General features: G+C 60.0%; 20 protein-coding genes and 1 tRNA gene. 9 read left to right on the top strand and 12 right to left on the bottom strand.

The features are described from left to right. Positions 1 to 88 precede the first annotated feature (88 nt). Positions 89 to 298: a cold-shock protein gene (locus Tel_10350; protein ALP53510.1), complete on the bottom strand. Its 210-nt coding sequence runs from the start codon at positions 296 to 298 to the stop codon at positions 89 to 91. Between the two features lie 405 nt (positions 299 to 703). On the opposite strand from Tel_10350, the gene Tel_10345 reads away from it, so the two are divergent. After that, the gene (locus Tel_10345) at positions 704 to 949 is read left to right on the top strand and encodes a hypothetical protein (GenBank protein ALP53509.1); all 246 of its coding nucleotides are present in this window, start codon (positions 704 to 706) and stop codon (positions 947 to 949) included. Positions 950 to 1,106: 157 nt separating this feature from the next. On the opposite strand, the gene Tel_10340 is transcribed toward Tel_10345, so the two are convergent. Then, positions 1,107 to 1,805, bottom strand: coding sequence for a hypothetical protein (locus tag Tel_10340; GenBank protein ID ALP53508.1), 699 nt, complete (start codon positions 1,803 to 1,805; stop codon positions 1,107 to 1,109). Positions 1,806 to 2,045: 240 nt separating this feature from the next. Continuing rightward, positions 2,046 to 5,504 carry a transcription-repair coupling factor gene (locus tag Tel_10335; protein ALP54828.1) on the bottom strand — a complete coding sequence of 1,153 codons (3,459 nt, stop codon included), beginning with the start codon at positions 5,502 to 5,504 and terminating at the stop codon, positions 2,046 to 2,048. A 229-nt stretch (positions 5,505 to 5,733) separates the two neighbouring features. Between Tel_10335 and Tel_10330 the strand changes: the two genes are divergently transcribed. From Tel_10330 to Tel_10320, 3 genes are read left to right on the top strand one after another with little or no spacing between them, the layout of a single operon-like run. Further along, on the top strand, positions 5,734 to 8,052 hold the full coding sequence (locus Tel_10330; GenBank protein ALP53507.1) for an RND transporter: 2,319 nt from the start codon (positions 5,734 to 5,736) through the stop codon (positions 8,050 to 8,052). After that, positions 8,042 to 8,833: a hypothetical protein gene (locus Tel_10325; protein ALP53506.1), complete on the top strand. Its 792-nt coding sequence runs from the start codon at positions 8,042 to 8,044 to the stop codon at positions 8,831 to 8,833. The genes Tel_10330 and Tel_10325 overlap by 11 nt, the downstream gene beginning before the upstream one ends. A 16-nt stretch (positions 8,834 to 8,849) precedes the next feature. Continuing rightward, the gene (locus Tel_10320) at positions 8,850 to 10,331 is read left to right on the top strand and encodes a hypothetical protein (GenBank protein ID ALP53505.1); all 1,482 of its coding nucleotides are present in this window, start codon (positions 8,850 to 8,852) and stop codon (positions 10,329 to 10,331) included. Here Tel_10320 and Tel_10315 read toward each other — a convergent pair. The 4 genes from Tel_10315 to Tel_10300 all read right to left on the bottom strand — a co-directional run bounded on the left by Tel_10315 (position 10,328) and on the right by Tel_10300 (position 17,037). Further along, a complete protein-coding gene (locus Tel_10315) occupies positions 10,328 to 10,870 on the bottom strand; it encodes a DNA mismatch repair protein MutS (protein ALP54827.1) in 543 nt (180 codons plus the stop codon). The genes Tel_10320 and Tel_10315 overlap by 4 nt on opposite strands. A gap of 81 nt (positions 10,871 to 10,951) precedes the next feature. Beyond that, positions 10,952 to 11,027, bottom strand: a tRNA-Asn gene (locus Tel_10310). A gap of 76 nt (positions 11,028 to 11,103) precedes the next feature. After that, positions 11,104 to 14,346 carry a glycosyl hydrolase family 15 gene (locus Tel_10305; protein ID ALP53504.1) on the bottom strand — a complete coding sequence of 1,081 codons (3,243 nt, stop codon included), beginning with the start codon at positions 14,344 to 14,346 and terminating at the stop codon, positions 11,104 to 11,106. A gap of 723 nt (positions 14,347 to 15,069) precedes the next feature. Further along, positions 15,070 to 17,037, bottom strand: coding sequence for an acetyl-coenzyme A synthetase (locus Tel_10300; GenBank protein ALP53503.1), 1,968 nt, complete (start codon positions 17,035 to 17,037; stop codon positions 15,070 to 15,072). 340 nt (positions 17,038 to 17,377) lie between these two features. On the opposite strand from Tel_10300, the gene Tel_10295 reads away from it, so the two are divergent. After that, positions 17,378 to 17,605: a hypothetical protein gene (locus tag Tel_10295; GenBank protein ID ALP53502.1), complete on the top strand. Its 228-nt coding sequence runs from the start codon at positions 17,378 to 17,380 to the stop codon at positions 17,603 to 17,605. 32 nt (positions 17,606 to 17,637) lie between these two features. On the opposite strand, the gene Tel_10290 is transcribed toward Tel_10295, so the two are convergent. Continuing rightward, the gene (locus Tel_10290) at positions 17,638 to 18,093 is read right to left on the bottom strand and encodes an RNA polymerase-binding protein DksA (GenBank protein ALP53501.1); all 456 of its coding nucleotides are present in this window, start codon (positions 18,091 to 18,093) and stop codon (positions 17,638 to 17,640) included. Between Tel_10290 and Tel_10285 the strand changes: the two genes are divergently transcribed. The 4 genes from Tel_10285 to Tel_10270 all read left to right on the top strand — a co-directional run bounded on the left by Tel_10285 (position 18,074) and on the right by Tel_10270 (position 21,317). Further along, a complete protein-coding gene (locus tag Tel_10285; GenBank protein ALP53500.1) occupies positions 18,074 to 18,352 on the top strand; it encodes a hypothetical protein in 279 nt (92 codons plus the stop codon). The two genes, Tel_10290 and Tel_10285, sit on opposite strands and share 20 nt — an antisense overlap. 124 nt (positions 18,353 to 18,476) lie before the next feature. After that, on the top strand, positions 18,477 to 19,247 hold the full coding sequence (locus tag Tel_10280) for a phosphatase (GenBank protein ID ALP53499.1): 771 nt from the start codon (positions 18,477 to 18,479) through the stop codon (positions 19,245 to 19,247). Beyond that, complete coding sequence (locus Tel_10275; protein ID ALP53498.1) at positions 19,240 to 20,409, top strand: aminotransferase; 1,170 nt, start codon at positions 19,240 to 19,242, stop codon at positions 20,407 to 20,409. Before Tel_10280 ends, Tel_10275 begins: the two co-directional genes overlap by 8 nt. Positions 20,410 to 20,576: 167 nt before the next feature. After that, on the top strand, positions 20,577 to 21,317 hold the full coding sequence (locus tag Tel_10270) for a hypothetical protein (GenBank protein ID ALP53497.1): 741 nt from the start codon (positions 20,577 to 20,579) through the stop codon (positions 21,315 to 21,317). Here the strand turns inward: Tel_10270 and Tel_10265 are convergent. The 4 genes from Tel_10265 to Tel_10250 all read right to left on the bottom strand — a co-directional run bounded on the left by Tel_10265 (position 21,314) and on the right by Tel_10250 (position 26,658). Continuing rightward, a complete protein-coding gene (locus Tel_10265; protein ALP53496.1) occupies positions 21,314 to 22,726 on the bottom strand; it encodes a hypothetical protein in 1,413 nt (470 codons plus the stop codon). The genes Tel_10270 and Tel_10265 overlap by 4 nt on opposite strands. Positions 22,727 to 22,807: 81 nt before the next feature. Next, a complete protein-coding gene (locus Tel_10260) occupies positions 22,808 to 24,592 on the bottom strand; it encodes an RNA helicase (GenBank protein ID ALP53495.1) in 1,785 nt (594 codons plus the stop codon). Positions 24,593 to 24,706: 114 nt separating this feature from the next. Continuing rightward, complete coding sequence (locus tag Tel_10255) at positions 24,707 to 25,423, bottom strand: sulfate transporter (GenBank protein ID ALP53494.1); 717 nt, start codon at positions 25,421 to 25,423, stop codon at positions 24,707 to 24,709. After that, a complete protein-coding gene (locus tag Tel_10250) occupies positions 25,420 to 26,658 on the bottom strand; it encodes a carbohydrate kinase (GenBank protein ALP54826.1) in 1,239 nt (412 codons plus the stop codon). Before Tel_10250 ends, Tel_10255 begins: the two co-directional genes overlap by 4 nt. Positions 26,659 to 26,681 lie beyond the last annotated feature (23 nt).

Here is a 26,681-nt window from a genome sequence, read left to right as displayed (position 1 = left end):
GCGACACCCCTGAATGAGTTTGAAGCCGGGAAATAACATAAAAAAGGGCGCCGATGGCGCCCTTTCTCTTACAAGCGGTAAAGCCGGGTTACAGCGGGGTAACGTTGGCAGCTTGCAGGCCTTTTTGGCCGCGTTCGATTTCAAATGAAACGCTTTGGCCTTCGTCCAGGCTCTTATAGCCTTCGCTGGCAATGGCGCGGAAATGAACGAAAACGTCTTCGCCGCCGTCGGCTTGAGTGATAAAACCAAAGCCTTTATCGGCGTTGAACCATTTAACAGTACCAGTTGATTTAGACATGATGTCTCCTAAAGATAAAAATAGTGTATGCAAATCGCACGTTTAAGCCAGTGTAGAGAATCACTTAATGACGACAAACAGCAGAGAGTGAAGATCTTCAGGACATCAGGTCTTAAAAATTAAGATGAGGTGCAGCAGAAGTTTTTCAGTGTCACGTTGTAGCAGTAAGCAGGTCTGTTTCAGCAGGCCGGGATACAGGTTAACAGATATTGGCCGAATGTGTATCTTTATTTTCATCCGGGCGAAATACCCCGGGTGACCACGCCATCGGCTATATCGGTCCCTTCGTAAGACAGCCGGAATCAGGATAGTTCCCCCAGCGGCGGCAAATATCGAAAATATCTATGCGTCAGACGGTCCGGTTGAGATATCCTGCCTAGCCCACGAAGATAGAGAGGCCGGAAAATGAGTACCCAAGGCACCTACGGCGACCCCAAGCTGATGTACAAACTGGCCAATTATCGAATGCCCTTTGGCAAGCATTCGAACGCGCTTCTGATCGACCTGCCGGTGGCCTATTTGGACTGGTTCTCAAAAAAGGGTTTCCCGTCGTCAGAGCTGGGCGAATTGATGCGGATAGTTCATGAGACAAAAGCGGACGGGATGGAACACTGGTTGGATCGAGTACGAAACCCAGTGTCTCAGGTGTGAGCGCTGAGGGATAGGGTAGTAGTCGCGACCTGATCTGACAGTTACCGATTTTGCGGAAGTGACTGTCAGATCAAGTCGAAACTAATTCATGTTAGCCCTGCTCCCTGATTTACAAAGCGGGTACTGATTTTTGCTTTGGCGGTACCTCAATATCGTTTTATCTATTCGCCGTGGCGGGAGCGACGCCAGTCGACGGCGCCCATGAGCGTGACCGCGCTTGACCCTGGGCAAGCTGCTCCGGGTTTAGCAGTTCAGCCACTTTTTCGCGGGCGATGATCGCTGTTTGGTTGTTCTGCGCCGCCGCCAGGTTGAACCACACGTAGGCTTCAATCAAGTCCTCGGGTACGCCGTTACCCGCCACATACATCATGCCGAGGCTGTACATGGCGTCTAAATGTCCTGCCTGGGCAGCACGCTTAAGCCATGCGGCCGCCTGCACGTAGTCCTGAATCACCCCTCGGCCGTCGGCATACATCTCCCCTAAAACATATTGCGCGTCTACTTCACCCTGTTCCGCCGCTTGTTGCAGCCAATGCCCCGCCTGCTTGAAGTCAAGCACATCGTCGTTGCTAACATATCCAAAGTACAGCATACCCAATTCCAGCTGCGCTTTGGCGTGTCCTGATTCGGCGGCCTTGGTCAGCCACTTGATCGCCTCCGCTCTCATGGGTGTAATGCCATCTCCGTTTTTGTATTTGAGTCCCAGTTGGTATTTCGCCTCGGCATCACCTTTACGGGCCGATTCCAACTCTTTTAAGAACCGTTGGTTTTCGGTGAGCGGGGGGGCAAGGTAGTTGGACCGAGCAGTAAAGTGATACAGCGCTCCAAGAGAGAGTATGACGGCGACAGTCGCCATTGCGCCTATAAGCGACATGCGCTTGATGTTTCGTTTAGGTGTGCGAAAGTGCCGCCGACAGCTGCGGCAACGGGAGTAGGTGTACAACTGACGGTATAAAATATTCCGTTTTTGGTTTAAACGGGAAACCCTGACGTGAGTACTGCCGCAATGTGGACATACGCTGTGTTTGTTTTCCGTTGTCATTATCGTGATTGCGACAGCGCCCCATACGGTTGAGTATATTGAATTGCGCGCATGCTATGCCGATAGTTCATGCAGCACCTTTTCCACCACCTCGATACGTTGCTCCGGCGTCTCGGTTGGCATAGTAAATCGCAGTTTGTCCTGACCGTCCAGCTTGTAGATCCGGCTCTTGTGCTGGATCAGGTCGATGATTCGCATGGGATCGATGTTGGGCTTTTGACTGAACATCAACCGCCCGCCCTGGGGCCCGGCTTCGATCTTTTTGATGCCCAGCGGTTCGGCCTTGAGCTTGAGTTCGGTGACGCGGATGAGGTTCTTGGCCTGTTCCGGCAGCAGACCGAAGCGGTCGATCATCTCCACCTGCAATTCGCGCAGGTCCTCTTCGTCGGCGGCGTTGGCGATGCGTTTGTACATTACCAGGCGGGTGTGGACATCCGGTAAATAATCCTCGGGGATGAGGGCCGGGATGCGCAGGTCGACCTCGGCGTGCTGGTCCAGCGGCTGATCCAGGTTGGGCACCTGGCCGGATTTCAACGCCTTGACGGCGCGGTCGAGCAGTTCGGAATACATGCTGAAACCGACCTCTTGAATCTGGCCGCTCTGTTCCTCGCCCAGCAGTTCGCCGGCGCCGCGGATCTCCAGGTCGTGGCTGGCCAGGGTGAAGCCGGCCCCCAGGCCTTCCAGGGATTCGATGGCCTCCATGCGCTTGACCGCATCGGCGGTCATGCTGCGCTTGGGCGGCACGATGAGGTAGGCATAGGCCTGATGATAGGAACGCCCGACGCGCCCGCGCAGCTGATAGAGCTGGGCCAGGCCCAGCTTGTCGGCGCGGTTCATGACGATGGTGTTGGCGGTGGGCACGTCAATGCCGGTCTCGATGATGGTGGTGCAGACCAGGATGTTATAGCGCTGGTGGTAGAAGTCGAGCATCACCTTTTCCAGTTCGCGCTCCGGCATCTGGCCGTGGGCGACGGTGACGCGTGCTTCGGGGATCAACGCTTCCAGGTCGCGCGCCTGTTTTTCGATGCTCTCCACTTCGTTGTGGAGAAAATAGACCTGGCCGCCGCGCTTGATCTCGCGCAGGCAGGCCTCGCGTACCAGGTTCTTGTCCCACTGGCGGATGAAGGTCTTGATGGCGAGTCGCTTGGAGGGTGGGGTGGCGATGATGGAGAGGTCACGCATGTCCGCCAACGCCATGTTGAGCGTGCGCGGAATGGGGGTGGCGGTGAGGGTGAGCACGTCCACCTCGGCGCGCAGGGACTTGAGCCGTTCCTTCTGGCGCACGCCGAAGCGGTGCTCCTCGTCCAGGATGACTAAACCGAGTTCGGTGAATTTAACGCCGGCCTGCAACAATTTGTGCGTGCCGATGATGATGTCCACCTTGCCGTCGGCCATGTCTTTCAGGACGGCGTCCTGGTCCTTCTTGGAACGGAAGCGTGACAATACTTCGATGCGTATCGGCCAGTCGGCGAAGCGGTCGCGAAAGTTCTGATAGTGTTGTTGCGCCAGCAGGGTGGTGGGCACCAGCACCGCCACCTGCTTGCCGCCCTGTACGGCGAGGAAGGCGGCGCGCATGGCCACTTCGGTCTTGCCGAAGCCCACGTCGCCGCACACCAGCCGGTCCATGGGCTGAGCCGAGACCATGTCCTTGACCACATTGTGGATGGCCTCTTCCTGGTCCGGCGTCTCTTCGAAGGGAAAGGCGGTGGCGAAGGCGCGGTACTGGTCGTCCGGTTCGGGATAGCGATAGCCCTGGCGCGCGGCGCGGCGGGCGTAGATGTCCAGCAGCTCGACGGCCACGTCGTGGGCCTTTTCCGCAGCCTTGCGTTTGGCCTTGGCCCACACCTCGGAACCCAGCTTGTGCAGCGGCGCGCTGTCGGGCGAGGTGCCGGTGTAGCGGCTGATCAGATGCAAGGATGAGACCGGCACGTAGAGCTTGTCGCCGCCGGCGTATTCCAGCGTCAGGAATTCGGTGGTGATGCCGTTCAGTTCCAGGCTCTGTAGTCCCAGATAACGGCCCACGCCGTGGTCTTCATGCACCACCGGGCTGCCGGGCATGAGTTCGGTGAGGCTGCGCACCACCGCATCGTCGTCGCGCTTGGTGACCTTGCGGCGGCGCCGTTGTACCGCCTGTTCGCCGAACAGCTGGGGTTCGCTGATGACGGCGATGTCGTCGAACAACAGGCCTTTTTCCAGCGGCGCGATGGTGATGCCGATGCGCGCCTTATCATCGAGGAAGCTGAGCCAGTCCGGGTATTGGCGCGGGTGGATGTCGTCGCGTTTGAGCAATTCCAACAGGGCCTCGCGGCGGCCGCCGGTCTCGGCGGCGAACAGCACGCGGCCCTTGAACTCTTTGAGAAAGGTTTCCAGCGCCGCCAGGGGTTGTGGGGCGCGCGCATTGACGGTGAGCAATGGCGGCGTGCGGCTGGCAAAGTTGTGCACGCCCTGGCCGTCCTCCACTTCGAAGTGGTGGCAGTCGATGCGCGGGAAGTGCGCCATGCCCCGGTCCAGCTCGCGGGGCGGGACGAAGACGCGCTCGGGCGCCGGCAGGGGGCGCTCCGGGTCGTGTTTGCGCTGGTCGTAGCGCTGTTCCACTTCGCTCCAGAAGGTCCGGGCGGCCTCTTCGATGCCTTCTTCCAGCACGACCACGGCGTTGTCGGGCAGGTAGTCGAACAGGGTAGTGGTCTGTTCGAAGAACAGCGGCAGATAGTATTCGATGCCGGGCGGGGCGATGCCCTCGGTAATGTCTTTATAGATCGCCGAACGGGCCGGGTCGCCCTCGAATTCGGCGCGGTAGGCCTGGCGGAAGCGGGTGATGGCCTCCTTGGTGAGGGGAAACTCGCGCGCCGGCAGCAGGCGCACGCGGTCCACGTTGTCGCGCGACAGCTGGGTCTCGGGGTCGAAGCTGCGGATGGTCTCGATCTCGTTGTCGAACAGGTCGATGCGGTAGGGCGTCTTGCTGCCCATGGGAAAGAGATCGATGAGCGCACCGCGCACGGCGAATTCGCCGTGTTCCATCACCTGGGAGACGCAGCTGTAGCCGTTGCGCTCCAGGCGCATACGCAGCGCCTCGATGTCCAGGGTCTCGCCCACGTCCAGCATCAGGCTGTGGGCCTCGATGTAGTCGCGCGGCGCCAGGCGGTGCATGGCCGTCGACGCCGGGATGATGAGGATACCCTTGTCCAGCGTCGGCAGGCGGTAGAGCGCCTCCAGCCGTTGCGAGGTGATGTCCTGGTGCGGCGAGAAGACGTCGTAGGGCAGGGTCTCCCAGTCCGGGAAGGGGATCACCGGCACCTGTTCGTCGTCGCCCAGGTAGAAGCGCAGTTCGTGCTCCAGCCGCGCCGCCATCAGGTTATCGGCGGTGATGACCACCATGGGGCCGGCGTGTCGGCGCGCGCCCTGGCCCAGCACCATGCCGAAGCTGCTGCCGTAGAGTCGCGCCCAGAGGGTCCTGCGGCCGGGTTTGTCCGGCACATAGGGGGTGAAGGGGTCGCGTCGCTGCGCGGCCTGCAGTGTAGCGGGGGCGTCGATTTCCGGGGCCTCTGGCGTCATAGCGGGTATTTGCGGTTACAATGGTCGCGTTCCAAGGAGGGCGCATTTTCTCACATTTGCGCGTCAGCGCACATCCGCGGCTGTTTTTTCCCCGTTTTTGCCGATAGGGACTGGCGACGACGGCCCAATCCGACTTCAGAATTGATTGAAAAAACAGATGCTTAAGCTGTTGATGTAGGAGTTGCAGGTGATGTTGGAACGGTATGCAAATATGTTGATTCGCTGGCGCTGGCTGGCGCTGTTCTTGACCCTGATCTGGGTTTTCGCCGCCATCAGCGGTGTGCGTTTTTTGAGCTTTTCCAATGACTACCGGGTGTTCTTCAGTGCGGAGAACCCCTTGCTGCAGGCCTTCGAAGCACTGCAGAACACCTATAGTAAAGATGATAATGTCCTGATCGTGGTCACCCCCAAATCAGGCCAGGTGTTCAACCGAGATACCCTGAGTATCGTCGAGGAGTTGACCGAGGCGGCCTGGCAGATGCCGTATTCCATCCGCGTCGATTCGATCACCAATTTCCAGCACACGCATGCCGACGGCGACGATCTGATCGTGGAGAATCTGGTCGAGGACGCCCACTCCCTGACGCCGGCCGAACTGGAGCAGGCCAGGCAGGTCGCGCTGGCCGAGCCGAGCCTGGTCAACCGCATCGTTTCGCCCGCGGGCCACGTCACGGCGGTGAATGTGACCGTGCATTTGCCGGGCGAGAATGCCCAGGCGGAGGTGCCCGAGGTGGTTGGGTTTGCGCGCGGGCTGGCACAGCAGTTCGAGGCCAAGTATCCGCAAATCGACGTGCGCCTGACCGGCATCGTATTCATGAACAATGCCTTCCCCGAGGCCTCGCAGCAGGATATGCAGACCCTGGTGCCGCTGATGTTCCTGCTGATCCTGCTGTTGGTGGGCCTGTCGCTGCGCATGATCGCCGGCACCCTGGCGACAATGCTGGTGATCTTAATGGCCATCCTCTCGGCCATGGGCCTGACCGGTTGGGTCGGGATTCAATTGTCGCCGCCCACCACGGCGGCGCCGACGGTGATCATGACGATCGCCGTGGCCCACTGTGTCCACATCCTTACCAATTTTCAACAGAGTTTTCGTCTCAGCCGCGACAGGCGCCAGGCCATGACGGAAAGCCTGCGCATCAACATGCAGCCGGTGTTTCTTACCAGCCTGACCACGGCCATTGGTTTCTTGAGTATGAACTTCTCCGACGCGCCGCCGTTTCGCGATCTGGGCAGCATAGTCGCCATGGGGGTGGTGACGGGCTGGCTGCTGTCGATAACGTTCCTGCCGGCGCTGATGATGATCCTGCCGCTGCGCAAGCCGAAAGCACGCGCAGGCGGCTGGACCTCGATGGAACGGCTGGGCGACTTCGTAGTCGAAAAACGGACGCCCCTGATGTGGGGCATGGTGGGCCTGGTCGTGGTGCTGGTGGCCTTTGTACCCAAAAACGAGTTGAACGATGAATTTGTGAAGTATTTCGACGAATCCATCCAGTTCCGCCTGGATACTGATTACACCACCGATAATCTCACCGGCATGTACCAGATCAGTTATTCGGTGCCCGCCGGCGAGAGCGGCGGCATCAGCGATCCGGGCTATCTGGAGACCCTGGAAAAGTTCGCCCGGTGGTATCGCCAGCAACCCCATGTGATGCACGTCAGCAGCTTTAGCGATGTTATGAAACGCATTAACAAAAATATGCACAACGATGAACAGGCCTGGTATCGCACCCCGGACCGGCGCGACCTGGCGGCGCAGTATCTGCTGCTATATGAAATGTCCTTGCCCTACGGCCTGGATCTGAATAATCAGATTGACGTGGACAAGTCCGCCACGCGCCTGCAGGTGAGCCTGGACAGTATCTCTACCAACGAGCTGTTGGCATTGGAGCGGCGCGCCCAGGCCTGGCTGCGCGACAATGCGCCGCCGTCCATGCAGACCCAGGGCGCCGGGCCGACCATCATGTTCGCCAATATCGGCTTCAGCAACATCCGCAGCATGTTGCAGGGCACCACCATCGCCTTGGTGTTGATTTCCTTTATATTGATCTTCGCCCTGCGCTCACTGAAGATGGGGCTGATCAGCCTGATACCCAATCTCATCCCGGCGGCCATGGCCTTCGGTATCTGGGGCATGGTGGTCGGTGAGGTGGGACTGGCCCTATCGGTGGTGATCGGCATGACGCTGGGCATCGTGGTGGATGATACGGTGCACTTTCTCAGCAAATATGTGCGCGCCCGGCGCGAGAAAGGTCTGTCCAGCCCGGACGCGGTGCGTTATGCGTTTTCCACCGTGGGTATGGCATTATGGGTCACCTCGGTCGCCCTGATGGCCGGTTTTCTGGTGCTGATGTTTTCAGCCTTCGAAATGAATTCCGGCATGGGCCTGTTGACCGCCCTGACTATTGGTTTGGCGCTGCTTGCCGATTTCCTATTACTACCACCCCTGTTAATGAGATTTGATAAAGCGAAAGATCAAGGAGAGACTGGTGTTGCCTATGCTCAATAAAAGGATTGTTGTTGCGGTATTGCTGGGAAGCCTGCTGACGCCCGTGCAGGCGCTGGCCCAAACGCCTGAGGAGCGCGGCCTGGAAATCGCCGAGGAGTCGGATCGGCGCGCCAACGGCTTCGACGATTTCAAGGCCGAGATGGAAATGATCCTCAAGAACGCCCAGGGCGACGAAAGCCGCCGCGAGGTGAGGGTCTGGGGCCTGGAGGTGGAAGGGGACGGCGACAAAGGCCTGTCCATCTTCGACGAGCCGGCGGACGTCAAGGGGACCGCCATGATGACCTATTCCCACAAGGTGGAACCGGATGACCAATGGCTTTATCTGCCGGCCCTGAAACGCGTCAAGCGTATCGCCTCGCGCAACAAATCGGGCCCCTACATGGGCAGTGAATTCGCTTATGAAGATATCGGCTCGCAGGAGGTGGAGAAATACACCTACAAATACCTGCGTGACGAGGCCTGCGGCAAGCTGGAATGCTTTGTGGTGGAGCGCTATCCGGTGGATGAGTATTCCGGCTACACGCGCCAGGTGACCTGGATCGATAAACAGGAATATCGGCCCCAGAAGACCGTTTACTATGATCGCAAGAATGCCCTGCTCAAGACGCTGACCTTCATCGGTTACAAGAAATACCTCGAGAACCACTGGCGTCCCAGCGAGATGTTCATGGAGAATCATCAGACTGGCAAGACCACCCGCATCGTCTGGAAGAACTACCGTTTTCGCACCGGTCTGACGGAAGATGATTTTGAGGTGAACGACTTGAGACGGCTGCGCTAAACCTAACATCGAGATTATGTCGCGTAAGTCTTATTGGCCACGCCTGGTGCTGGGTGTCATGCTCGGCCTGGCAGCCTTGGTCGCTCAGGCCGAGGAGCGCTTTTACCTGCAGATCGGGGTGTTTTCCGATGCTGCCACGGCCACCGGCATCCGCCAGCAGATCGAGTCCTTTGGGTTCAATGTCTCGCAACGCCAAGTCGAGGTGATCGGCCGTCCCGCCTTCGTGGTGCTGGTAGGGCCGTATGCGCGCAGCCGCGAAGCCTTGTATGACAAGAACCGCCTGGCCGACGTGGGTTGGTCGGCGGCGGTAAAGCGTTACCCGGCGCCACCCAAACCAAAACCGCCCAAGCCGCCCACTTTCCGGACCACCTATTCCGGTTCCCTGGCGGGCGAAGTGCGCCACTTCACCGACGCGCCGCTCTATAGTACCGAGCAGCACGAGACCACTGCCTCGCTGGCGATCCAGCCCGAATTTCATATCAGCTGGAATCAGCGCAGCAGCAGTCTCACCTTCGTGCCCTTCGTGCGCGTCGGCGATGCGGACGAGGAGCGCAACCACGCCGATATCCGCGAACTGATGTGGCTCAATGCCTGGGACGACTGGGAGCTGCGCCTGGGCGTGGGCAAGGTGTTCTGGGGTGTGACCGAGTCGCGCCACCTGGTGGATGTGATCAATCAGGTGGATCTGGTGGAAAACACCGATGAAGAGGACAAGCTGGGTCAGCCCATGGCGAACCTCAGCTGGTTCAGCGATTGGGGCACGTTTGACGTCTTTGCCCTGCCGCTGTTTCGCGAGCGCAGCTTTCCCGGCGAGGAGGGACGCCTGCGCGGACCGTTGGTGGTGGACACCGAGCAGGACGCCATCTACGAATCGCCGGATGAAGAAAATCATCTGGATTGGGCCGTGCGCTGGTCACACTACATCGGCGACTGGGATATCGGCGTGTCCCATTTCTCAGGCACCGGCCGCGATCCGCGCTTCGTCCCGGGTCTGAATGCCCAAGGCCAGCCGGTGTTGATCCCACGTTACAACCTCATCGATCAGACCGGGCTGACGCTCCAGGCGATTATGGGCGAGTGGCTGTGGAAGCTGGAGGCCACCTCCACCAGGGAGTTGGACCAGCGCTATACCGAGGCGGTGGCCGGTTTCGAATACACCCGCGTGGGCATCTTCCGCAGCGCCATCGATCTCGGCTTTATCGCTGAGTATCTCTATGACGAACGCGGCGAGCAGGCCCCCCAGCCCTTCGAGGACGATGTCATGCTCGGGCTGCGCTGGGCCTTCAACGATATGCAGAGCAGCGAGATCCTGATGGGCGTCATTATCGACCGCGACGGTACCGCTACCAGCTCCAGTGTCGAGGCCAGTCGGCGCTTGGGCCAAAGTTGGCGCCTGACCCTGGAATACCGCGGTCTGCATGCGGTGGAGCCGCAAGACATCAGTTATCTATTGCGCAACGACAATTACATCCAGCTGGGGCTGGGTTACTATTATTAACGTCGTTTGAGCAACACGTAGACCGCCCCGGTGCCGCCGTCCACCGGCCGCGCCGAACAAAACGCCAACACCTCGTCGCGCTGCTGCAGCCAGTGGCTTGTCTTGCCTTTCAACACCGGTTGTTTTTGCTGTGATCCCAAGCCCTTGCCGTGGATGATGCGCACGCAGCGCAGACCGCGATCGCGGCATTGGTTGAGAAACAGGATCAGCCGCTGGCGCGCCTCGGTCACCCGCAGACCGTGCAGGTCCAGTTCCGCCTCAAGGGCGAATTTCCCCTGACGTAGCTTGCGCAACACCTGTTTCTGGATGCCGATACGGGCGAACAGCAGTTCTTCGCCGGTGGCTTCATCGATGGGATCGAAATCGTCCGACAACATATCCACTAGCACGCGCGCTTCGTCGGCCTCGGTCTGACGTGGTTCGGGGGGCGGTCGTGGCTTTTCCGGATGCTCGCGCGCGCCGCTGAGGCGCCGCACATCCGCCATGGCCTGGCGGAACAACGCCTGATCTTCGGGATCGATGTCGGGGTGCTTGGCCATGGCTGCGATCTTAACATGCGGACGAAACATGGCCGGAAACGAAAAAACCGCCTGAAAGGCGGTTTCGATGTCTATCAAATATGGCTCCCCGGGACGGGCTCGAACCGCCGACCCAGTGATTAACAGTCACTTGCTCTACCGACTGAGCTACCGGGGAAGAGTGCTTGAATCGAGGGCGGTATATTACTGTCATGCTCTCCAAAGGTCAACACGGTCGGCCCTGAATCTTTCGCTTAACCGGCTAATTCCTCTGAAGATTGTGGTTCGGTCAGGGTGGCGTTGCCGGGGCTGAGCAAAAACATGAAGGCGTCCATCAAGGCGGTGGCGGCCTCGTGCGGCGGCATGAGATAAAACATCTCCCAGGCGTTTGCCTTGTGCCGTTCGTAATTGGCTTGATCCTCCGGGTGGCGTTCCAGCCAGGCCTGGCGCACGGCGTGGCCGATGAGCACGTCGAGGATGATCTCGTCGTTGAGTGTGAGGTCGGGATTGGCGCGGAAGATGGCGGCCAGGGTGGTGAGGGCCTCGATGGCCAGATGGCGGTATTCCGGGGCGTGGATCTTGTTCAGCAGTTGGGCCACCATCAGGGCGAAGTTTTGCTCGTTGGCGGTGGTGGCGGAACGCAACTCGGCGTCGAGATAGTTGCTGCGTTCGTAGCGGTCGCCGATGACGACGCCGGGACAGCCGCCCAGTACATTCCAGACGCCGACGTAAAAGCTGTCGGCCATGCGCGTCAGCACGCCGTGATGCTGGCGCCAGGACAGCCAGTCCGGGTAGCCGCCGCAGGCGTCCGGATCTTCTTTTTTGCGGAATACGACGCGGTTAAGTTCGTTGTCGACACCTGAATAGTGCAAGGTCTCCAGGTTGAAGACCTGGTCCAGGGCCGAGCCCATGCCACCCAGCACGCTGCGCAGCTGCAGTTGGATTTCATAGGGTCTGAGTTGAAGCAGGGTTTCGAAGGCCTCGCTTTGGTTGATGTGATACTCGGCAGCGATCTTGTTGATGAGCAGGGCGATCAGATCGTGGATGCGCAGGGTGAGGATCTGCTCGAACAGATCGGGTTCGGCCTTGATGAGGGCGCCGAGGGAGATCAAGGCCTCTTCGGACAGCACGTGCAGGCGCTTGTCGTCGCCGCCGTATTCTTGAATCAGGGCGACGATCTCGCGGTTGCTGCGCGGTTCGGTGACCAGGGCCTGGTTGGTGTAGGAACGCCCCAGGTCGACCCATTTCTGCCGCACTAGCAGTTCGGTGACGGCGTCTTCGAGGCCGGCGTCGTGCTTGTTCAGCAGGATGGCCGCCTGGCGCACCACTGACCAGATATGATTCATCACAGCGCGCGTATAAAGCTCTTTAATCAGCTCGCAGACGTCGGTTTGCTCAGCGCCCTGGGACAGGCTGAGGGGGTGTTCAAAGCCGACCAGTTCCACCAGGCGCGTGAGGATGGCGATCTGCAGATAGGGGTTGTCGCTGTAGTCGAGCCGTTCGCTGAGGTCGGCGGGTTTGGTCGCCAGGTCCACCTTCTGCTCCTGGCCGGCGGAGATGGGGCGGGTCTTCATGGCGTCGTATTTGAGCCGCTGGCGGCTGAGGCGCGCGGTGGCCTGGGGCGGTGCGGCGAATTCATAATCATGCAGATAATCCAGCCGGCGCTTGGCGGCGGTGGTCATGAGTTCTGCCAGACGGCCCATACGCACCGGGATGTCATTGAACTCGCCCTGCTGCAGTTGCCTGATCAGATTGATGAGATCGTTCTGGCCCTCTTGGTGCAGCATGGCAGCGCTGATCTGGAGAATCAGCAGCGGTCGGCCGGGGATGTCCCAGTTGTGTTGATGATAGGCCAGTTCGCTTTTCAGTTGTTCCACCAAGAGCTTGTTGTCGTGGTTAAGATAGAAATCGCTCTGGTTGAGAAACTCGGGCAGGAACACCAGCGTCTTGTCGTCGATCTGGAACACCTGCGAGGTGGTCAGGCTGCGGATGCGCCGCGGCGGCCGGCCGGTGAGTTGCAGCTTGTCGTTCTTGCCCAAGCGATACAGGCATTCGGCCAGTTCCCGGGCGGTGCGCACTTGAATCGGCGCCACCTGCGCCAGGGTCTCGCTGACCACGCCTTGATCCAACAGGCGCTGCTGCACCGTTTCGTCTTCCGCCAGCAAGGCGACCTGGATACATGTGGCGCGCTGGCGACCGATGCTGAGATGGCGCTGCAGCGGATCGATATCGCTGATCTCCAGTAGGCCGTCCTGGATCATGGTGCCGAGATAGAACAGACTCTGGGCCCAGACCAGCGGCACGTTTTCATTGGGCAGGCGTGTCTGGCTGTGGGGCTGGGCCTTTTCCAGCTCGATGGCCTCGAGCGGCACATAGAACAGTTCCGGCAGCAACGGGTGACCGTTGCGGTCGACGGCCAGTTGTTCCAGTCGCCGGCGGTAGTCTTGGGCGGCTTCCTCGTCCTGGCGGAACAGGGCATCGAGCAGTAGATAGGTGAAGAACAGTGGCCATTCCGATTCGATATGCTCGAACTGCTTCAACTCGTGGGGCTCGTAGTGCAGACGCTCCGAATCTTCCAGGGCGGTCTGGTGGCCGTCGAGCAAGAAGCGTTTGCAGCCGTAACGCCCTTGCAGCTTACCGATCACGGCATGAAGGGTGTGCTGGGCCAGCGCCTCGTCCTCGACAGCGAAGGCGGGAAAGCCGATCACGCTGAGCAGGGCGGCGTCCACCTCTTTGGAACCGGACTCGCGCGGCAGAATTGCCTTGAGCGTACTGCGGGTACGGGCGATCTCGTCGGCGACCACATGGATCACCGATTCGCTGCCGCCCTCGGGCCCGAACAGGTTGAGTTCGCGCAGCGATTCCAGCGCGGCTTTGGCCATGCCGATGGAGCTGGCGTTGAGTTCACGCAGACCATGGTTGATCTTGTGGCCGCGTTCCCAGATGCCGTAGTCCGGCGTGCGATAGGCGCGACCGATGTAATGCACCAGATTTTGCACGAAGTCGACCTCGTCCAGGGTATACACGATACGCAGCCCCGAGGCGGTCATCTGCGCCAGCATCAGCAGGTAGAGCGAGGTGGCGTCGAGTTGCAGATGGCCCCATTCGTCGTCGCCCACCACCGGGTCACCGGTCTGGGTATCGTATTTGGCGTGCAGGGCGTTTTCAGCGCTTTGGTCGGCCTTGAATTGTTCCACCTTGCCGGCCTGTTTCATCTGGGCGATGAGCAGGCCGCGCATCAGTTTCACCACGCTCTGTTCCAGCAGATAGGCGCGGCCCTGATTGTTGTCCAGTTTGCGGTAGGCCAGCGCCAGTCCCCAGGCCGACATGATGCTGTAGACATTGTCGCGTACCCAGGCATCGGTGTAATCGCCGTGGGCGTTGACGGCGGTACTGGCCGGCAGTAGGCCGGTGATGGGGTGCTGGCGCGACAGAATCACGTCGTTGACCTGTTGAAAATAGCGCTCCAGTAACAGTTGCCGTTGGTGTCGATTCATACATACATCCTGTGTTTGCGGCCGGGCGTAGGTGGGAGCGGCTGGGTTGAGGTCCCGTGCTGGACCCCGGCCCCGCTGTTTGCGGAGTGTCATTCTGGTACACCAAGAATGGGAGGCTATGTTAAGTGATTTTTGTACTTGTGGCCAGATTTGGAGAGATTCTAAAGTGATTGCGCCAAATCGGTGCGGCGGCACCGCCAGTGGGCAGACACGGCGCGGAGGGATTTTAGCATGTGTTTGATTATTAAAGACTTGCCGTCAAGGGCTGGGCGCATTCCGCTTGGTCCGTAACATGCATCATGGTTACTGGCCGGGTACCTCCAGCTCGGCCGACGTGGTATGAAAAACCTCTCTTTTTCATATCCTCCCTAACTTCGGGGTGCCACAACGGCGCCCCTCTTTTTTTGTTCGGGCTGGCATATTCCGGAGACAAAAAAAGGGGCGGTTGGGGCGCCCCTGGTGGGTTGTAACAATAAGCGACGACGACTTAGGAGGAGATCGTGTCTCTATTTTTCTAAACCCCGGTTTGCAGTCGAATATGCCGTGTCACTCATATTCGGTATCTGGGCGCCAACCCGCGCGGCACCCCTTGGCATGATACACAGCTACTAACCATGCAAACTGTAAGGTCGTAACCATTACAGCAAACGGGGTGGGCAAAGTCAATACGGATAGTGCGTGTATTGGCGGGAGCCGAGGTCATCGCTTCAATTACCCCGGTCGTCAGGCCTTGCCCTGCAGCTGCAGCAGTATGCCTTCATTTTCCAGGGTCGAGGTGTCTTGGGTGATCTCCTCGCCCTGGGCGATGCTGCGCAGCAGCCGGCGCATGATCTTGCCGGAGCGGGTCTTGGGCAGATTGTCGGCGTAACGGATGTCGTCCGGCTTGGCGATGGGACCGATTTGCTCCGCCACCCAGGCGCGCAGCTCCTTGGTCAGTGCGCGGTCAACCCCGCCCTCGGGACGGTCGCCTTTGAGCACCACGTAGGCGAAGATGGCCTCGCCCTTGATCTCGTCGGGCCGCCCCACCACCGCGGCCTCGGCTACGCGCGGGTGGGCCACCAGGGCCGATTCCACCTCCATGGTGCCAAGCCGGTGACCCGAGACATTGAGTACATCGTCAATACGACCCATGATCCAGAAATAGCCGTCTTTGTCGCGTCGGGCGCTGTCGCCGGCCAGATAGTATTTGCCGTCGAACTTGGGCCAGTAGGTGCTGACGTAGCGCTCGTCGTCGCCCCAGATGGTGCGCAGCATGGAGGGCCAGGGTTTTGTGATGACCAGGTAACCGCCCTTGTTGGGCTCGCGGATGCTGTTGCCCTTATCGTCCACCACGTCGGCCATGACACCGGGGAGCGGCAGGGTGCAGGAGCCGGGCTTGGTGGCCACCACGCCGGGCACGGGGGCAATCATGTTGCAGCCGGTCTCGGTTTGCCACCAGGTATCGACGATGGGGCAGCGTTCGCCGCCGATCACCTTGTGATACCAGATCCAGGCCTCGGGATTGATGGGCTCACCCACGGTGCCGAGCAGTCTCAGTGTGGAGAGATCGTATTTGGCCGGGATGTCGTCGCCGCATTTCATCAGCGCGCGGATGGCCGTCGGGGCGGTGTAAAAGACACTCACTTTGTGGCGTTCGCAGATATCCCAGAAACGGCCGCTGTCCGGCACCGTGGGGGCACCTTCGTAGATCAGGGCGGTGCTGCCCACCGCCAGCGGGCCATAGGCCACGTAGGTGTGGCCGGTGATCCAGCCCACGTCGGCGGTACACCAGTAAATGTCGTCGTCCTTGATGTCGAAGACCCACTTCATGGTGAGAATGGCGCCCAGCAGGTAGCCGCCGCTGGCGTGCTGGATGCCCTTGGGCTTGCCGGTGGAGCCCGAGGTGTAGAGAAGGAAGAGGGGATGCTCGGCCTCAACCCACTCGGGTTCGCAGCTGCTATCCATGCCGTCGATGGCGTCATGCCACCAGACGTCGCGTTCGGCATTGAAATCCACGTCGTGGCCGGTGCGCTTGAATACCACTACCCGCTCGATGCTGGGGCAGCCGTGGGCCAGGGCCTTATCGGCTGCCTGCTTCAATGGGATGATCTTGCCGCCGCGGTTGCCGCCGTCGGCGGTGATCAGCATGCGCGCGCCGGCGTCCTCGATGCGGTCTTTGAGCGACTCGGCGGAAAAACCGCCGAACACCACCGAATGAACGGCGCCGATGCGGGCGCAGGCCTGCATGGCCACCACTGCCTCGGGGGTCATGGGCATATAGATGACCACGCGATCGCCCTTGGCTATGCCTTGGGCCTTGAGGGCATTGGCGAAGCGGCACACCTGGGCGTGCAACTCGCGGTAGCTGAGTGTCTTGATGTCGTGCTGTTCGCCTTCGAAGATGATGGCGGGATGGTCGCCGCGCGCCTCCAGATGACGATCCAGGCAGTTGTAGGAGACATTCAGGCGCCCGTCGTGGAACCAGCGAAAATGGGGTGCCCGGCTTTGATCTAAAATATTATTGAAGGGAGTCTGCCAGTCGAGTTCCTGGCGCGCCAGATCGCCCCAGAAGCCCTCGTAATCTTCCTCGGCCCGGCGCCGCAGGGCGGCAAGAGTTTCGGCGTCGTTGATGGCGGCGGCCTGGACAAAGTCGGAAGAAGGCGGAAACAAACGCTCTTCCTGGAGTACCGAGTCGATATTTTGGACGCTCATGAATCCCTCCCAGTGGTGTCATTGTTTTGAAATATTCGTCCGTTTCGGATGAGGCGATCACCCCATTATGCGAAAACGCACTATTTTCTGGAAGGGTATTGACCTACCAGAGGGGGCTTCGTTGTATAATACCCCTTATGAATGTCACTGACTTGCCGATAGCAACGCTAGTTACACTCCCTGAAAATCCACAACTACAGAATCGCCCGGAGGCGAGCGATTCTGATTAGGTAGTCATAAAATGGAATTGAAATCTGGTTGTAAACTCGTGATACGAAGCGTGACCGAGGAAGGGCGCAGATTCCGGCCGAGTGATTGGATAGAGCGCATCTCCACGACAATGGCAAGTTTCGGTAAAGATCAACGTCTGCATTACTCCAATGCCGTTAAGCCGAGCATGGTCGAGGGTGAAAAATGCCTGGTGGTCGAAAACTCGCTCAAAGAGACCAACCCCACCGCGTTCGACTATATCATGCAGTTTGTGCGCGCCAATCGCTTGCAGGTAAGTCAGGTATGTGAAACCAAGATCACCGAGCTGGAACAGCAGCCAGGTGTGAAAACCGGTTAGGGCGCCGGAACGAAAAATAAAAAAAGGGGGCTTTAGCCCCCTTTTTGTTTTTCGCGGATTTCATCCAGTGTCTTGCAGTCGATGCACAGCGTCGCGGTGGGCCGCGCTTCGAGGCGACGGATGCCGATCTCCACACCGCAGCTTTCGCAATAGCCGTAGTCTTCACTGTCGAGCACCTTGAGGGATTCCTCGATCTTTTTGATCAGCTTGCGCTCGCGGTCGCGGGTGCGCAATTCCATAGTGAAGTCCGACTCCTGGCTGGCGCGGTCGTTGGGATCGGGAAAGTTGGCCGCCTCGTCCTGCATGTGCTGAACCGTGCGGTCCACCTCTTCCATCAGGGCATGTTTCCAGGCGGTCAGGATTTGGCGGAAATGAGCGATCTGGTCATCGTTCATGTACTCCTCGCCTTTTTTCGGCTGATAGGGCTCGAAATTGCCAAAGCCCTGCAGCAGCTTGTCAGCACGGGCCTTGGCCTCCGTCGCGCTCATTTTTTTGGAGGCGGCCTTTTTCTTCGGTGTCGCCTTTTTCTTCGGCGCGGCCGTCTTTTTAGGCGCGCCCTTGTGGCCGCCCGTCGCAGCCTTTTTCTTCGCGACGACTTTCTTTTTGGTGGCAACCTTTTTCTTGGCGACGGCCTTTTTCTTGGGCGCCGCTTTGTTTGCGCTAGCTTTCTTCGGGGACATTCCCTTCTCCTGGTGCCTCAACATAAAGACCCGAATATATACTAGAAATCGAGGTGCGAGGCAATAGCGCGATGTGTCTGCAGGAATGCCGGCGCAAAAGGAAAAGCCATTTCAGTTCAAAAGGTTAATCGCGGACGATTGGTGTTAAAATGCCCCCCTCGAGAAATCCTGATAGATGAAAGGAATGCAGCATGAGCACACTAGCGGCACTGATTTTTGATGTCGACGGCACCCTGGCCGACACCGAGCGCGACGGCCATCGCGTCGCCTTCAATCTGGCCTTCCAGGAAGCGGGGTTGGATTGGGAGTGGAGCCCGGAACTCTACGGTGAGTTGCTGGCGGTGACCGGCGGTAAGGAGCGCATTCGCTTCTATCTCGATAAATACAATACCGGTTTCAAACGCCCGGGTGATTTGGATGAATTCGTCGCCGGTCTGCATGCCGCCAAGACCGGCTTCTACACCAAGCTGATGGCGAAAGGCGCCATTCCGCTGCGCCCCGGGGTGGAGCGTTTGATCAATGAGGCCAAGGATGCGGGCGTGCGTTTGGCCATCGCCACCACCACCACGCCGGAGAACGTCACCGCACTGTTGACCTACACCCTGGGCGCCGATTCGATTGACTGGTTCGAAGTGATCGGCGCGGGTGATGTGGTGCCCTTGAAAAAACCCGCGCCCGATATCTTTCACTATGTGCTGGACAAGATGAATCTGGCCTCGGAACAGTGTGTCGCCTTCGAGGATTCCTATAACGGCATGCGCTCCGCGCATCAGGCGCGCCTGACCACCATCGTAACGACCAACGGCTACACCGCCGACGACGATTTCGACGGTGCCGCGATTGTGCTTGACCAGATGGGCGAACCGGATGCGTCCTTCACCGTTCAAGCGGGCGATGCCTTGGGTTTCAGCCACCTGAATCTGGGCATGGTGCGCGCCTTGCACAAGGCCGAACATGGCTGAACGGGCCCACCTCGCCGAGCGCATGACGGCCATCGAGCCGTTTCATGTCATGGCGCTGTTGGCACGGGCGCGCGCCTTGGAGGCGCAGGGGCGTGACATTGTTCACATGGAGATCGGCGAGCCCGACTTCGACACCCCCGCGCCCATTGTCCAGGCCGGCATCGAGGCGCTGCAATCAGGCTGCCATCATTACACGCCCGCCAGCGGGCTGCCGCAATTGCGCCAGGCCATCAGCGGCTACTACCGAAGCCACTATGGCGTGGCGGTCGACCCCGAGCGCATCATCATCACGCCCGGTTCGTCGGGGGCCTTGCAATTGCTGATGACGGTGTTGATCAATCCGGGCGAGCAGGTGCTGATGAGCGATCCGGGCTATCCCTGCAATCGCAATTTCGTGCGCCTGGTCGAAGGTAACAGCGTCGCCGTAGCGGTGGATGCGGCAAGCGGATTTCAACTTAGCGCCGCCCATTTGCAGCAGCACTGGAGTGAACGCAGCAAGGCGGTGATCTGCGCCTCGCCCGCCAACCCCACCGGTACGCTGATTCCTAGGTCTGAGATGCAGGCCTTGGCGGAATTCGTCGCCGCCCGCGGCGGGCATTTGCTGGTGGATGAGATCTATCATGGTCTTACTTATGAAAGCAAAGAACACACGGCACTGGCCGTCAGTGAAGACGTGTTCGTCATTAACAGTTTTTCCAAATTTTTTGGTATGACCGGTTGGCGACTGGGATGGCTGGTGGCGCCGCCGGCGTATGTGGAGGCCCTGGACCGGGTGGCGCAGAACATCTTTCTCTCGGCATCGGCGCCGGCGCAATACGCCGCCCTGGCGGCATTCCAACCCGCCACCCTGGAGATCCTGGAGCGGCGCCGGCAAACCTTTCGCCAGCGCCGCGATTTTCTACTGCCGGCGCTGTTGCAACTGGGGTTCGGGATACCGGTCACCCCGCAGGGGGCCTTTTATCTCTATGCCGACTGCAGCCGCTTTACCGACGACAGCTACGGCTTTGCATTAAGGCTTTTGGATGAGGCGGGCGTAGCCATTACCCCGGGTAAGGACTTCGGTTTCAATCAGCCGGAACGCTATGTGCGCTTCGCCTACACCACCGCGCTGGAACGCCTGGAACAGGGCGTGGAGCGCCTGCAGCGCTTTATACACGAATAAGTCCTTTGTTGAATCGTTTGATCGTCTTGTTGAGTTTGTCGTGCCTGTGTATTACCCCGCGCCCGCGTTGGCGCGGGCATGACTAGATACCGCGCGGCTTGATTAAATATCTACTTGATATAAGCTTGCGGGTAGAGCGATGATTGCAACTATAAAAGGGTAGGGACATGTCCGAGGATTCCAGCAAATCGCCGAGCCCGCGTGCTACTCAACTGCCGGTCAAATGGATTGTGTTCGGGGTTGTGATTATCGCCTTCATGTTGATCTTCAAGGCCGAACTTGGCGGTTTGCTGGAGCGCACCACCGATCTCAAGATTACCGCCAGCGGCGTGGAGATCAAGACGCTCGACACACCCATCGGCCAGACCCAGGTCTCGGTCGTGCCCGTCGAGCCGACGCCCCAAGCAACCACCGGCATCCAAAACACGACCTATACCGATACGGAACACGGCTTCAAAATCAGTTGGCCTAACAATCAGGAGTGGACGGCGGATTTGGATATCGGCCGTCAGTTTGCTCGGAATATGGGGATGCCGGCAACGGTGGATATTCCCATCGCCATCATTTCAAACGACGTGGTGGATAATTTCCGCCCCAATGTGAACGTGGTGGTGGAGAAGATCGGGCAGATGGGTATTGAAGAGTATATCGCCTTGTCCGAGCAAAATCTTCTTGCCCAGGGTTGGGAAGTGTTGTCCAGCAGCGTCGACCCCAAGACCAACGGCGGCGTAATCGTGCTCATGAATAACATGTTCGGTAATGAGCTGTATCAGTTCCAACGCTATGCTATGGGCAACGGCAAGGCCTACGTGGTGACCGCCAGCCAGGTGCCGCAGGGTGATCTCACCCAGGGCCTCAAGGACGATCTGGCCAGCATCATCAACTCTTTCCGGGTGATCAAGCGTTAATCGCTCTTGTCGCCGGGCCCGGGCTTGCGGCGGCTGCCCACCACATCGAAGAACAATCCCCATAAGGCATTGAAGCGGGCGACGCGGAAGATCAGCTCGCGCATGGGCATGGGTCTGATGTAGCGCACTTCTTTCAGGCGCGGCAGAAAGATCAGCGCCACCAGGCCGCGCGCCAGCGCCGACAGCAGAAACACGATCAGGAACACACTGGCGAATTCATGGGTGTAGCCGCCGAGAGTGATGGTTTGGTTCACGTGGGTGGCGACGAAGCCGCCGATCACGGCGCCGACGAAGAGGCCGATGTTGGCCAGGGTATTATGCAGCGCCATCAGGGTGACGCGCTTGTGCGCCGGCAGGGCGTCGTAGATGAAGTTGCTGGCGCTGAGGCTGAAACCTGCCCACACCAGTCCGCCCAGCGCTTGTAACAGCATCAGATACCAGATTTCGCTGGACAGCAGCCACAGCGCCGGGATGACCGGAATCAGGCTGCCAGTGACGACCAGGATCAGGCGGTTACCGAAGGCATCGGCGATGCGGCCCCACTGGTTGAGGGTGAGGAACTGGGCCAGGATCACCATACCCATGTTGAGCGTGAACTGGAAATAGCTCAGCTCCAGATCGCGCAGCAGATAGACGCTGAAAAACGGCGAGGCGATGGCCGTGGCGAACTGCATCAGGGCGAAGAAAATGGAAAACCGCGCGAAGGGCGAATTCAGGAACTGGTTTTTCCACAGCCGCCAGTTGGGAATCTCCAGCGCAGCGGTGTGACCAGGCGGATCGTGCATCTGTTTCAGGTGATGGATGGAGACCAGGCGCGCGGTCATGGCAATGGCGAAGATGGTGACGAACCCGGCCAGGGCGTAGCCGCTCTGGTCGAACAGGTGCAATACCAGTCCGGCGCCGATCATGGCGACGAAGGAGGTAATGCTGGCGAGCCGGGTGCGATAGGCGAAATAGCGGCCGCGGCGGCGCTTGTGCACCAGGTCGCCCATCAGGCTGCTCCACTGCGGCACCGACAGATTGGCGCCGAAGTAGTACAGCGTCACCGCCAGCAGCAACAGCGTCACTGCGTGTTCCGGCACGAGCAGGGGCAGGACCATCAAGGGCAGCCAGCTGTAGCACTGCAGCCGGGCGCCGCCCAGGATGACCGGCATGCGCCGCTGCGAGCGCTGCCCCAGCCAGGCCGACAGCAGCTGGGCCAGCGAGCCGATCAGTTGCGGCAGCGCCGCCAGCAGTCCGATCTGATTGGGTGTCGCCTTGAGCAGGATGGCGAAGGCGGAGAAATAGGCCTCGCCGGCACCGGTCATCACCGCATAGGCCACCCCGTCCTTGACCGAATGACGCAGCGAGCGGTCGATCTCCGGCTTTCTGGAAAACAGGCGCGGGGTGTTGCGGCGGCGTCGGAACATGGGTAACGGTGAGCCGATGGTGGTGGTGCTGGATTGTAGCGTCCTGCCGCCGCGTAAATAAAGTGCGCCCGTGGACGCGTGTTATTTGCCGCGGTGCTTCAACTTCTTTTTCGGTTTATCGCCGGCGCGCTTGGCGGGTTTTGCCGGAGCATGCTTTTTGGACTTGCCCTTGGCGCTAAAGTCACGTCCCGGCGTGTCCTGGCCAAATTTAGAGACGCGCAACTGTTTGCCCGCCACCCAGGCCTTATGCAGATCGTTGAACACGTCCTTGGGCATGCCTTCGGGCAGGTCGACGAGACTATAGTCATCGAAGATCTCGATGCGGCCGATGTGTTCGCTGTCCAGCCCGGCCTCGTTGGCGATGGCGCCGACGATGTTGCCGGGTTTGACCTTGTCCTTATGGCCCACTTCCAGGCGAAAGCGCACCATGCCCGCCTCCGGCGGTCCGCTCTTTTTGGGGCGTTCCGATTTCGGTTTGCGTTTGTCCGGCCGTTCCCCTTGGGCGAAGCTTTTCGTCGGATGCGGTGCGGGGATTTGGCGCTCTTTTAACAAGAGCGGCTGGTTGCCCTGGACCATTTTCGCCAGGGCGGCGGCGATTTCCAGCGCGGGCACATTGTGTTCCTGCTGGTAGTTCTCCATCAGTTGCTGAAAAAATTCCAAATTGTTTTCACTCAGCGTGTCGGTAATGCGCTGGTTGAAACGCTCGATGCGTTTGTCATTGATGGTCGCGGTGGAGGGCAGCTCCACCTGTTCGATCTTTTGGCGCGTCGCCTTTTCGATGGTGTGCAGCATGCGTTTTTCGCGCGGTGCCACGAACAGGATGGCGTCGCCCTTGCGCCCGGCGCGGCCGGTGCGGCCGATGCGATGGGTGTAGGACTCCGTGTCGTAGGGGATGTCATAGTTGATGACATGGGTGATGCGTTCCACGTCCAGGCCGCGCGCCACTACATCGGTGGCGACCAGGATATCCAGTTTGCCCGATTTGAGCTGTTCCACCGTGCGCTCACGCTGTTTTTGTATCATGTCGCCGGTCAGGGCGGCGGCGGCATGTCCCCGCGCTTCCAGTTTCTCGGCCAGTTCGGCGGCGGCATTCTTGGTGCGTACGAATACCAGCATGCCGTCGAAGGATTCGACCTCCAGCAGGCGGGTTAGGGCGTCGAGCTTGTGCAGACCGCTGACCATCCAGTAGCGCTGGCGGATGGTCTCGGCGGTGGTGGTCTTGACCTTGATGGTGATCTGTTCCGGGTTGTTCAGATGGCGCTCGGCGATCTTGCGGATCACCGCCGGCATGGTGGCGGAGAACAGGGCCACCTGGCGTTTGGGCGGGGTCTGTTCCAGCACCCATTCCACATCGTCGATAAAGCCCATGCGCAGCATCTCGTCGGCCTCGTCCAGCACCAGGGTGCTGAGGCCGTCGAGCTTGAGGGTGCCCTTGCGCATGTGGTCCATGACGCGTCCGGGCGTGCCGACCACCACGTGCACGCCGCGCTTGAGCTGGCGGATCTGGGTCTCGTAGCTTTGGCCGCCGTAGATGGGGGCGACATGAAAGCCCTTCATGTTGCTGGCATAGGTCTGGAAGGCCTCGGCCACCTGGATGGCCAGCTCCCGTGTCGGTGCCAGCACCAGCACCTGCGGTGCCAGGCGCTTGAGGTCGATGCGCGACAGCAGCGGCAGGGCGAAGGCGGCGGTCTTGCCGGTGCCGGTCTGGGCCTGGCCCAGCACATCCCGGCCTTGCAGCAGATAGGGGATGGTTTCGGCCTGGATCGGCGAAGGGGTTTCGTAACCGACCTCGATCACTGCCTGGAGGACGGATGGGTTTAGACCCAGTTCTGAAAACGACTGGATCGAAGATTGAGGAGCGGACATGGGGGCACACCTTTGCGGTCTTGAGGCAATGGCGACGACCCGGCGGGAGTGGTGGCTATTGCGATGAATCTACAGGGCGCGAATTATACCACTTCATTCTATATATATCATTGTTTATTTCTGGATGCGCTCCAGATAGAGGGCGGTGGCGCCGGCCACCGCCAGCGGCATGACCATGAAGTTCACCACCGGGATCATAGTGAGCACCATGACGCTGGCGCCAAAGCTGAGGCTGCCGATACGGTGCTGTTTGAGAATCTCGCGTTGCTGTTCGAAACTGTAACCGTGATTGGCCATGGGGTAGTCGAAATATTCCTTGGCCAGCAGCGAGGCGCTGAAGGCGATCCACAAAAAAGGCGCCAACAGGTTGAGACCGGGAATCAGAAACAGGATCAGCAGGGGAATGGCGCGCACCAGAAAATAGCTCAGTTTGCCCAGCTCGTTCCAGAGCGTCTTGGGGCTGTCCCTGAGCGCCTGCATCAGGCTGGTCTCCTCGCCTTGAACCCTACCGGTGAGTTCCCGTTCCACCTGTTCCGCTAACAGGTCATTGAAAGGCGCGCAGATGAGGTTGGCCACCAGGGTAAAGCTATAGAACATCAGCAACAGCATGGCGGCAGCCAACAGCGGCCAGAGCAGCCACTCCAGCCACTCATAGCCTTGCGGCAGCAATTGCGCCATCCAGGCATCGAACTGGCTGGCAACAAGCCAGATGGCAGCGCTGAACAGCACAATGTTCACCAACAGTGGGATGAGCACATAGCGACGCAGGCCGGGTCGGCGGATGAGATTAAAGCCTTTGATGGCGTACAGGGGACCGATGAAGGGATTCATAAGACATCAATTCCTTGGGATAAAAAACCTTGGCGCGCCAGCAGGGCGCTGCCGTAGGCGGCTTCTTGTTGTTCCGCCTCGAGCAGCGGCACGCCGAGCAGGTGTTGACGGATAGTCGTCCAGGCCGGATTGCGGCTGCCGCCGCCGGCGCTGCGCACCGAGACGGGATAGGGCGCGCCCAATTCCGCCAATAGTTGGTAGCCTTGTTGTTCGATGCGCGCCATGCCTTCCAGCATGGCTTGGAAGAAGGTGACGTCGTCCTCGGGGCGGGGGGTGAGACGCGCTTGAAGTCGGGCATCGGCGATCGGGAACCGTTCGCCCGGTGTCAACAGGGGATAGTAATCCAGGCCGGTCGGTCGCTCCGGGTTTAATGCCGGCGTCATGGCGTCCAGTTGCTGCCGGTTGAAAAAGTGCAGCAGCACGGCGCCGCCGCTGTTGGAGCCGCCGCCCACCAGCCAGCGCTCGCCCAGCGGTTGTGAGTAGACGCCGTGGTCGGGCGAAAAGATTGGCCGGTCGGCGATGACTTTCATCACCAGGGATGAGCCGAGCGAGGTGACCGCCTCGCCGATCCGGCTGGCGCCGGTCGCTATGAAGGCGGCGGTGCTGTCGGTGGTGCCGGCGACGATCAGTGTCTCGGGCGGCAGGCCGAGCTCGGCGGCCAGGGTTGGCTTGATGGACGCGACCGGGGTGCCCGGGAACAGCACCTTGGGTAACAGCCGGCGATCGATGCCCAAGGCGTCCAGCCAATCCGGCCATTGCTTGCGGATGGCATCAAAGCCCAGTTTCAAACAGTTATTCTCATCGCTGACGCCCCAGTGTCCGGTCAGCCTGCCGACGACCCAGTCGGCCTGGTGCACTGCATAGCGCGCCGCGGCGCCCGGTTTGAGATGCAGCAGCTTGGCCAGGGCCGCGCTGGCACCGTGGGCGGCCGATTCCCGCGGTGCGACCGCGGCGATGCGCTGCGCCTCGGCTTGACTGCGGCCATCGTTGTACATCAGCGCCGGGCCCAGTGGTTCGCCGTCCGTGTCGACCAGCAGCAGGGTGCCGGAGGTACCGTCCACGGCGATGGCCCGCACCGCTTTGGCGCTGATCTGCGGCAGCAGGGCGGCGAGGCAGTCGGCCACCCCGCGCCACCACAGTTCGGGCGCCTGCTCCGCCCGGGCGCCCTGCCGGAGCGGTGCCGGCAGGGCGATGGCCGCCTGGGCCTGCAAGCGGCCGTCGGCGTCGATGGCCATGGCACGGCAGCCCGACGTGCCCA

Origin of the sequence: Candidatus Tenderia electrophaga, from assembly GCA_001447805.1 — a bacterium.
Taxonomy (GTDB): Bacteria; Pseudomonadota; Gammaproteobacteria; order Tenderiales; family Tenderiaceae; genus Tenderia; species Tenderia electrophaga.
Note: the sequence above shows the minus strand (reverse complement) of the source record. Positions and strands in the feature narration are given on the sequence as shown.

Bases quoted from the DNA above. Each gene is read 5' to 3' on its own strand.
- Tel_10350 (ALP53510.1), bottom strand. From the start codon at position 298: ATGTCTAAATCAACTGGTACTGTTAAATGGTTCAACGCCGATAAAGGC.
- Tel_10345 (ALP53509.1), top strand. From the start codon at position 704: ATGAGTACCCAAGGCACCTACGGCGACCCCAAGCTGATGTACAAACTG.
- Tel_10340 (ALP53508.1), bottom strand. From the start codon at position 1,805: ATGGCGACTGTCGCCGTCATACTCTCTCTTGGAGCGCTGTATCACTTT.
- Tel_10330 (ALP53507.1), top strand. From the start codon at position 5,734: ATGTTGGAACGGTATGCAAATATGTTGATTCGCTGGCGCTGGCTGGCG.
- Tel_10325 (ALP53506.1), top strand. From the start codon at position 8,042: ATGCTCAATAAAAGGATTGTTGTTGCGGTATTGCTGGGAAGCCTGCTG.
- Tel_10320 (ALP53505.1), top strand. From the start codon at position 8,850: ATGTCGCGTAAGTCTTATTGGCCACGCCTGGTGCTGGGTGTCATGCTC.
- Tel_10315 (ALP54827.1), bottom strand. From the start codon at position 10,870: ATGGCCAAGCACCCCGACATCGATCCCGAAGATCAGGCGTTGTTCCGC.
- Tel_10305 (ALP53504.1), bottom strand. From the start codon at position 14,346: ATGAATCGACACCAACGGCAACTGTTACTGGAGCGCTATTTTCAACAG.
- Tel_10300 (ALP53503.1), bottom strand. From the start codon at position 17,037: ATGAGCGTCCAAAATATCGACTCGGTACTCCAGGAAGAGCGTTTGTTT.
- Tel_10295 (ALP53502.1), top strand. From the start codon at position 17,378: ATGGCAAGTTTCGGTAAAGATCAACGTCTGCATTACTCCAATGCCGTT.
- Tel_10290 (ALP53501.1), bottom strand. From the start codon at position 18,093: ATGAGCGCGACGGAGGCCAAGGCCCGTGCTGACAAGCTGCTGCAGGGC.
- Tel_10280 (ALP53499.1), top strand. From the start codon at position 18,477: ATGAGCACACTAGCGGCACTGATTTTTGATGTCGACGGCACCCTGGCC.
- Tel_10275 (ALP53498.1), top strand. From the start codon at position 19,240: ATGGCTGAACGGGCCCACCTCGCCGAGCGCATGACGGCCATCGAGCCG.
- Tel_10270 (ALP53497.1), top strand. From the start codon at position 20,577: ATGTCCGAGGATTCCAGCAAATCGCCGAGCCCGCGTGCTACTCAACTG.
- Tel_10265 (ALP53496.1), bottom strand. From the start codon at position 22,726: ATGTTCCGACGCCGCCGCAACACCCCGCGCCTGTTTTCCAGAAAGCCG.
- Tel_10260 (ALP53495.1), bottom strand. From the start codon at position 24,592: ATGTCCGCTCCTCAATCTTCGATCCAGTCGTTTTCAGAACTGGGTCTA.
- Tel_10255 (ALP53494.1), bottom strand. From the start codon at position 25,423: ATGAATCCCTTCATCGGTCCCCTGTACGCCATCAAAGGCTTTAATCTC.
- Tel_10250 (ALP54826.1), bottom strand. From the start codon at position 26,658: ATGGCCATCGACGCCGACGGCCGCTTGCAGGCCCAGGCGGCCATCGCC.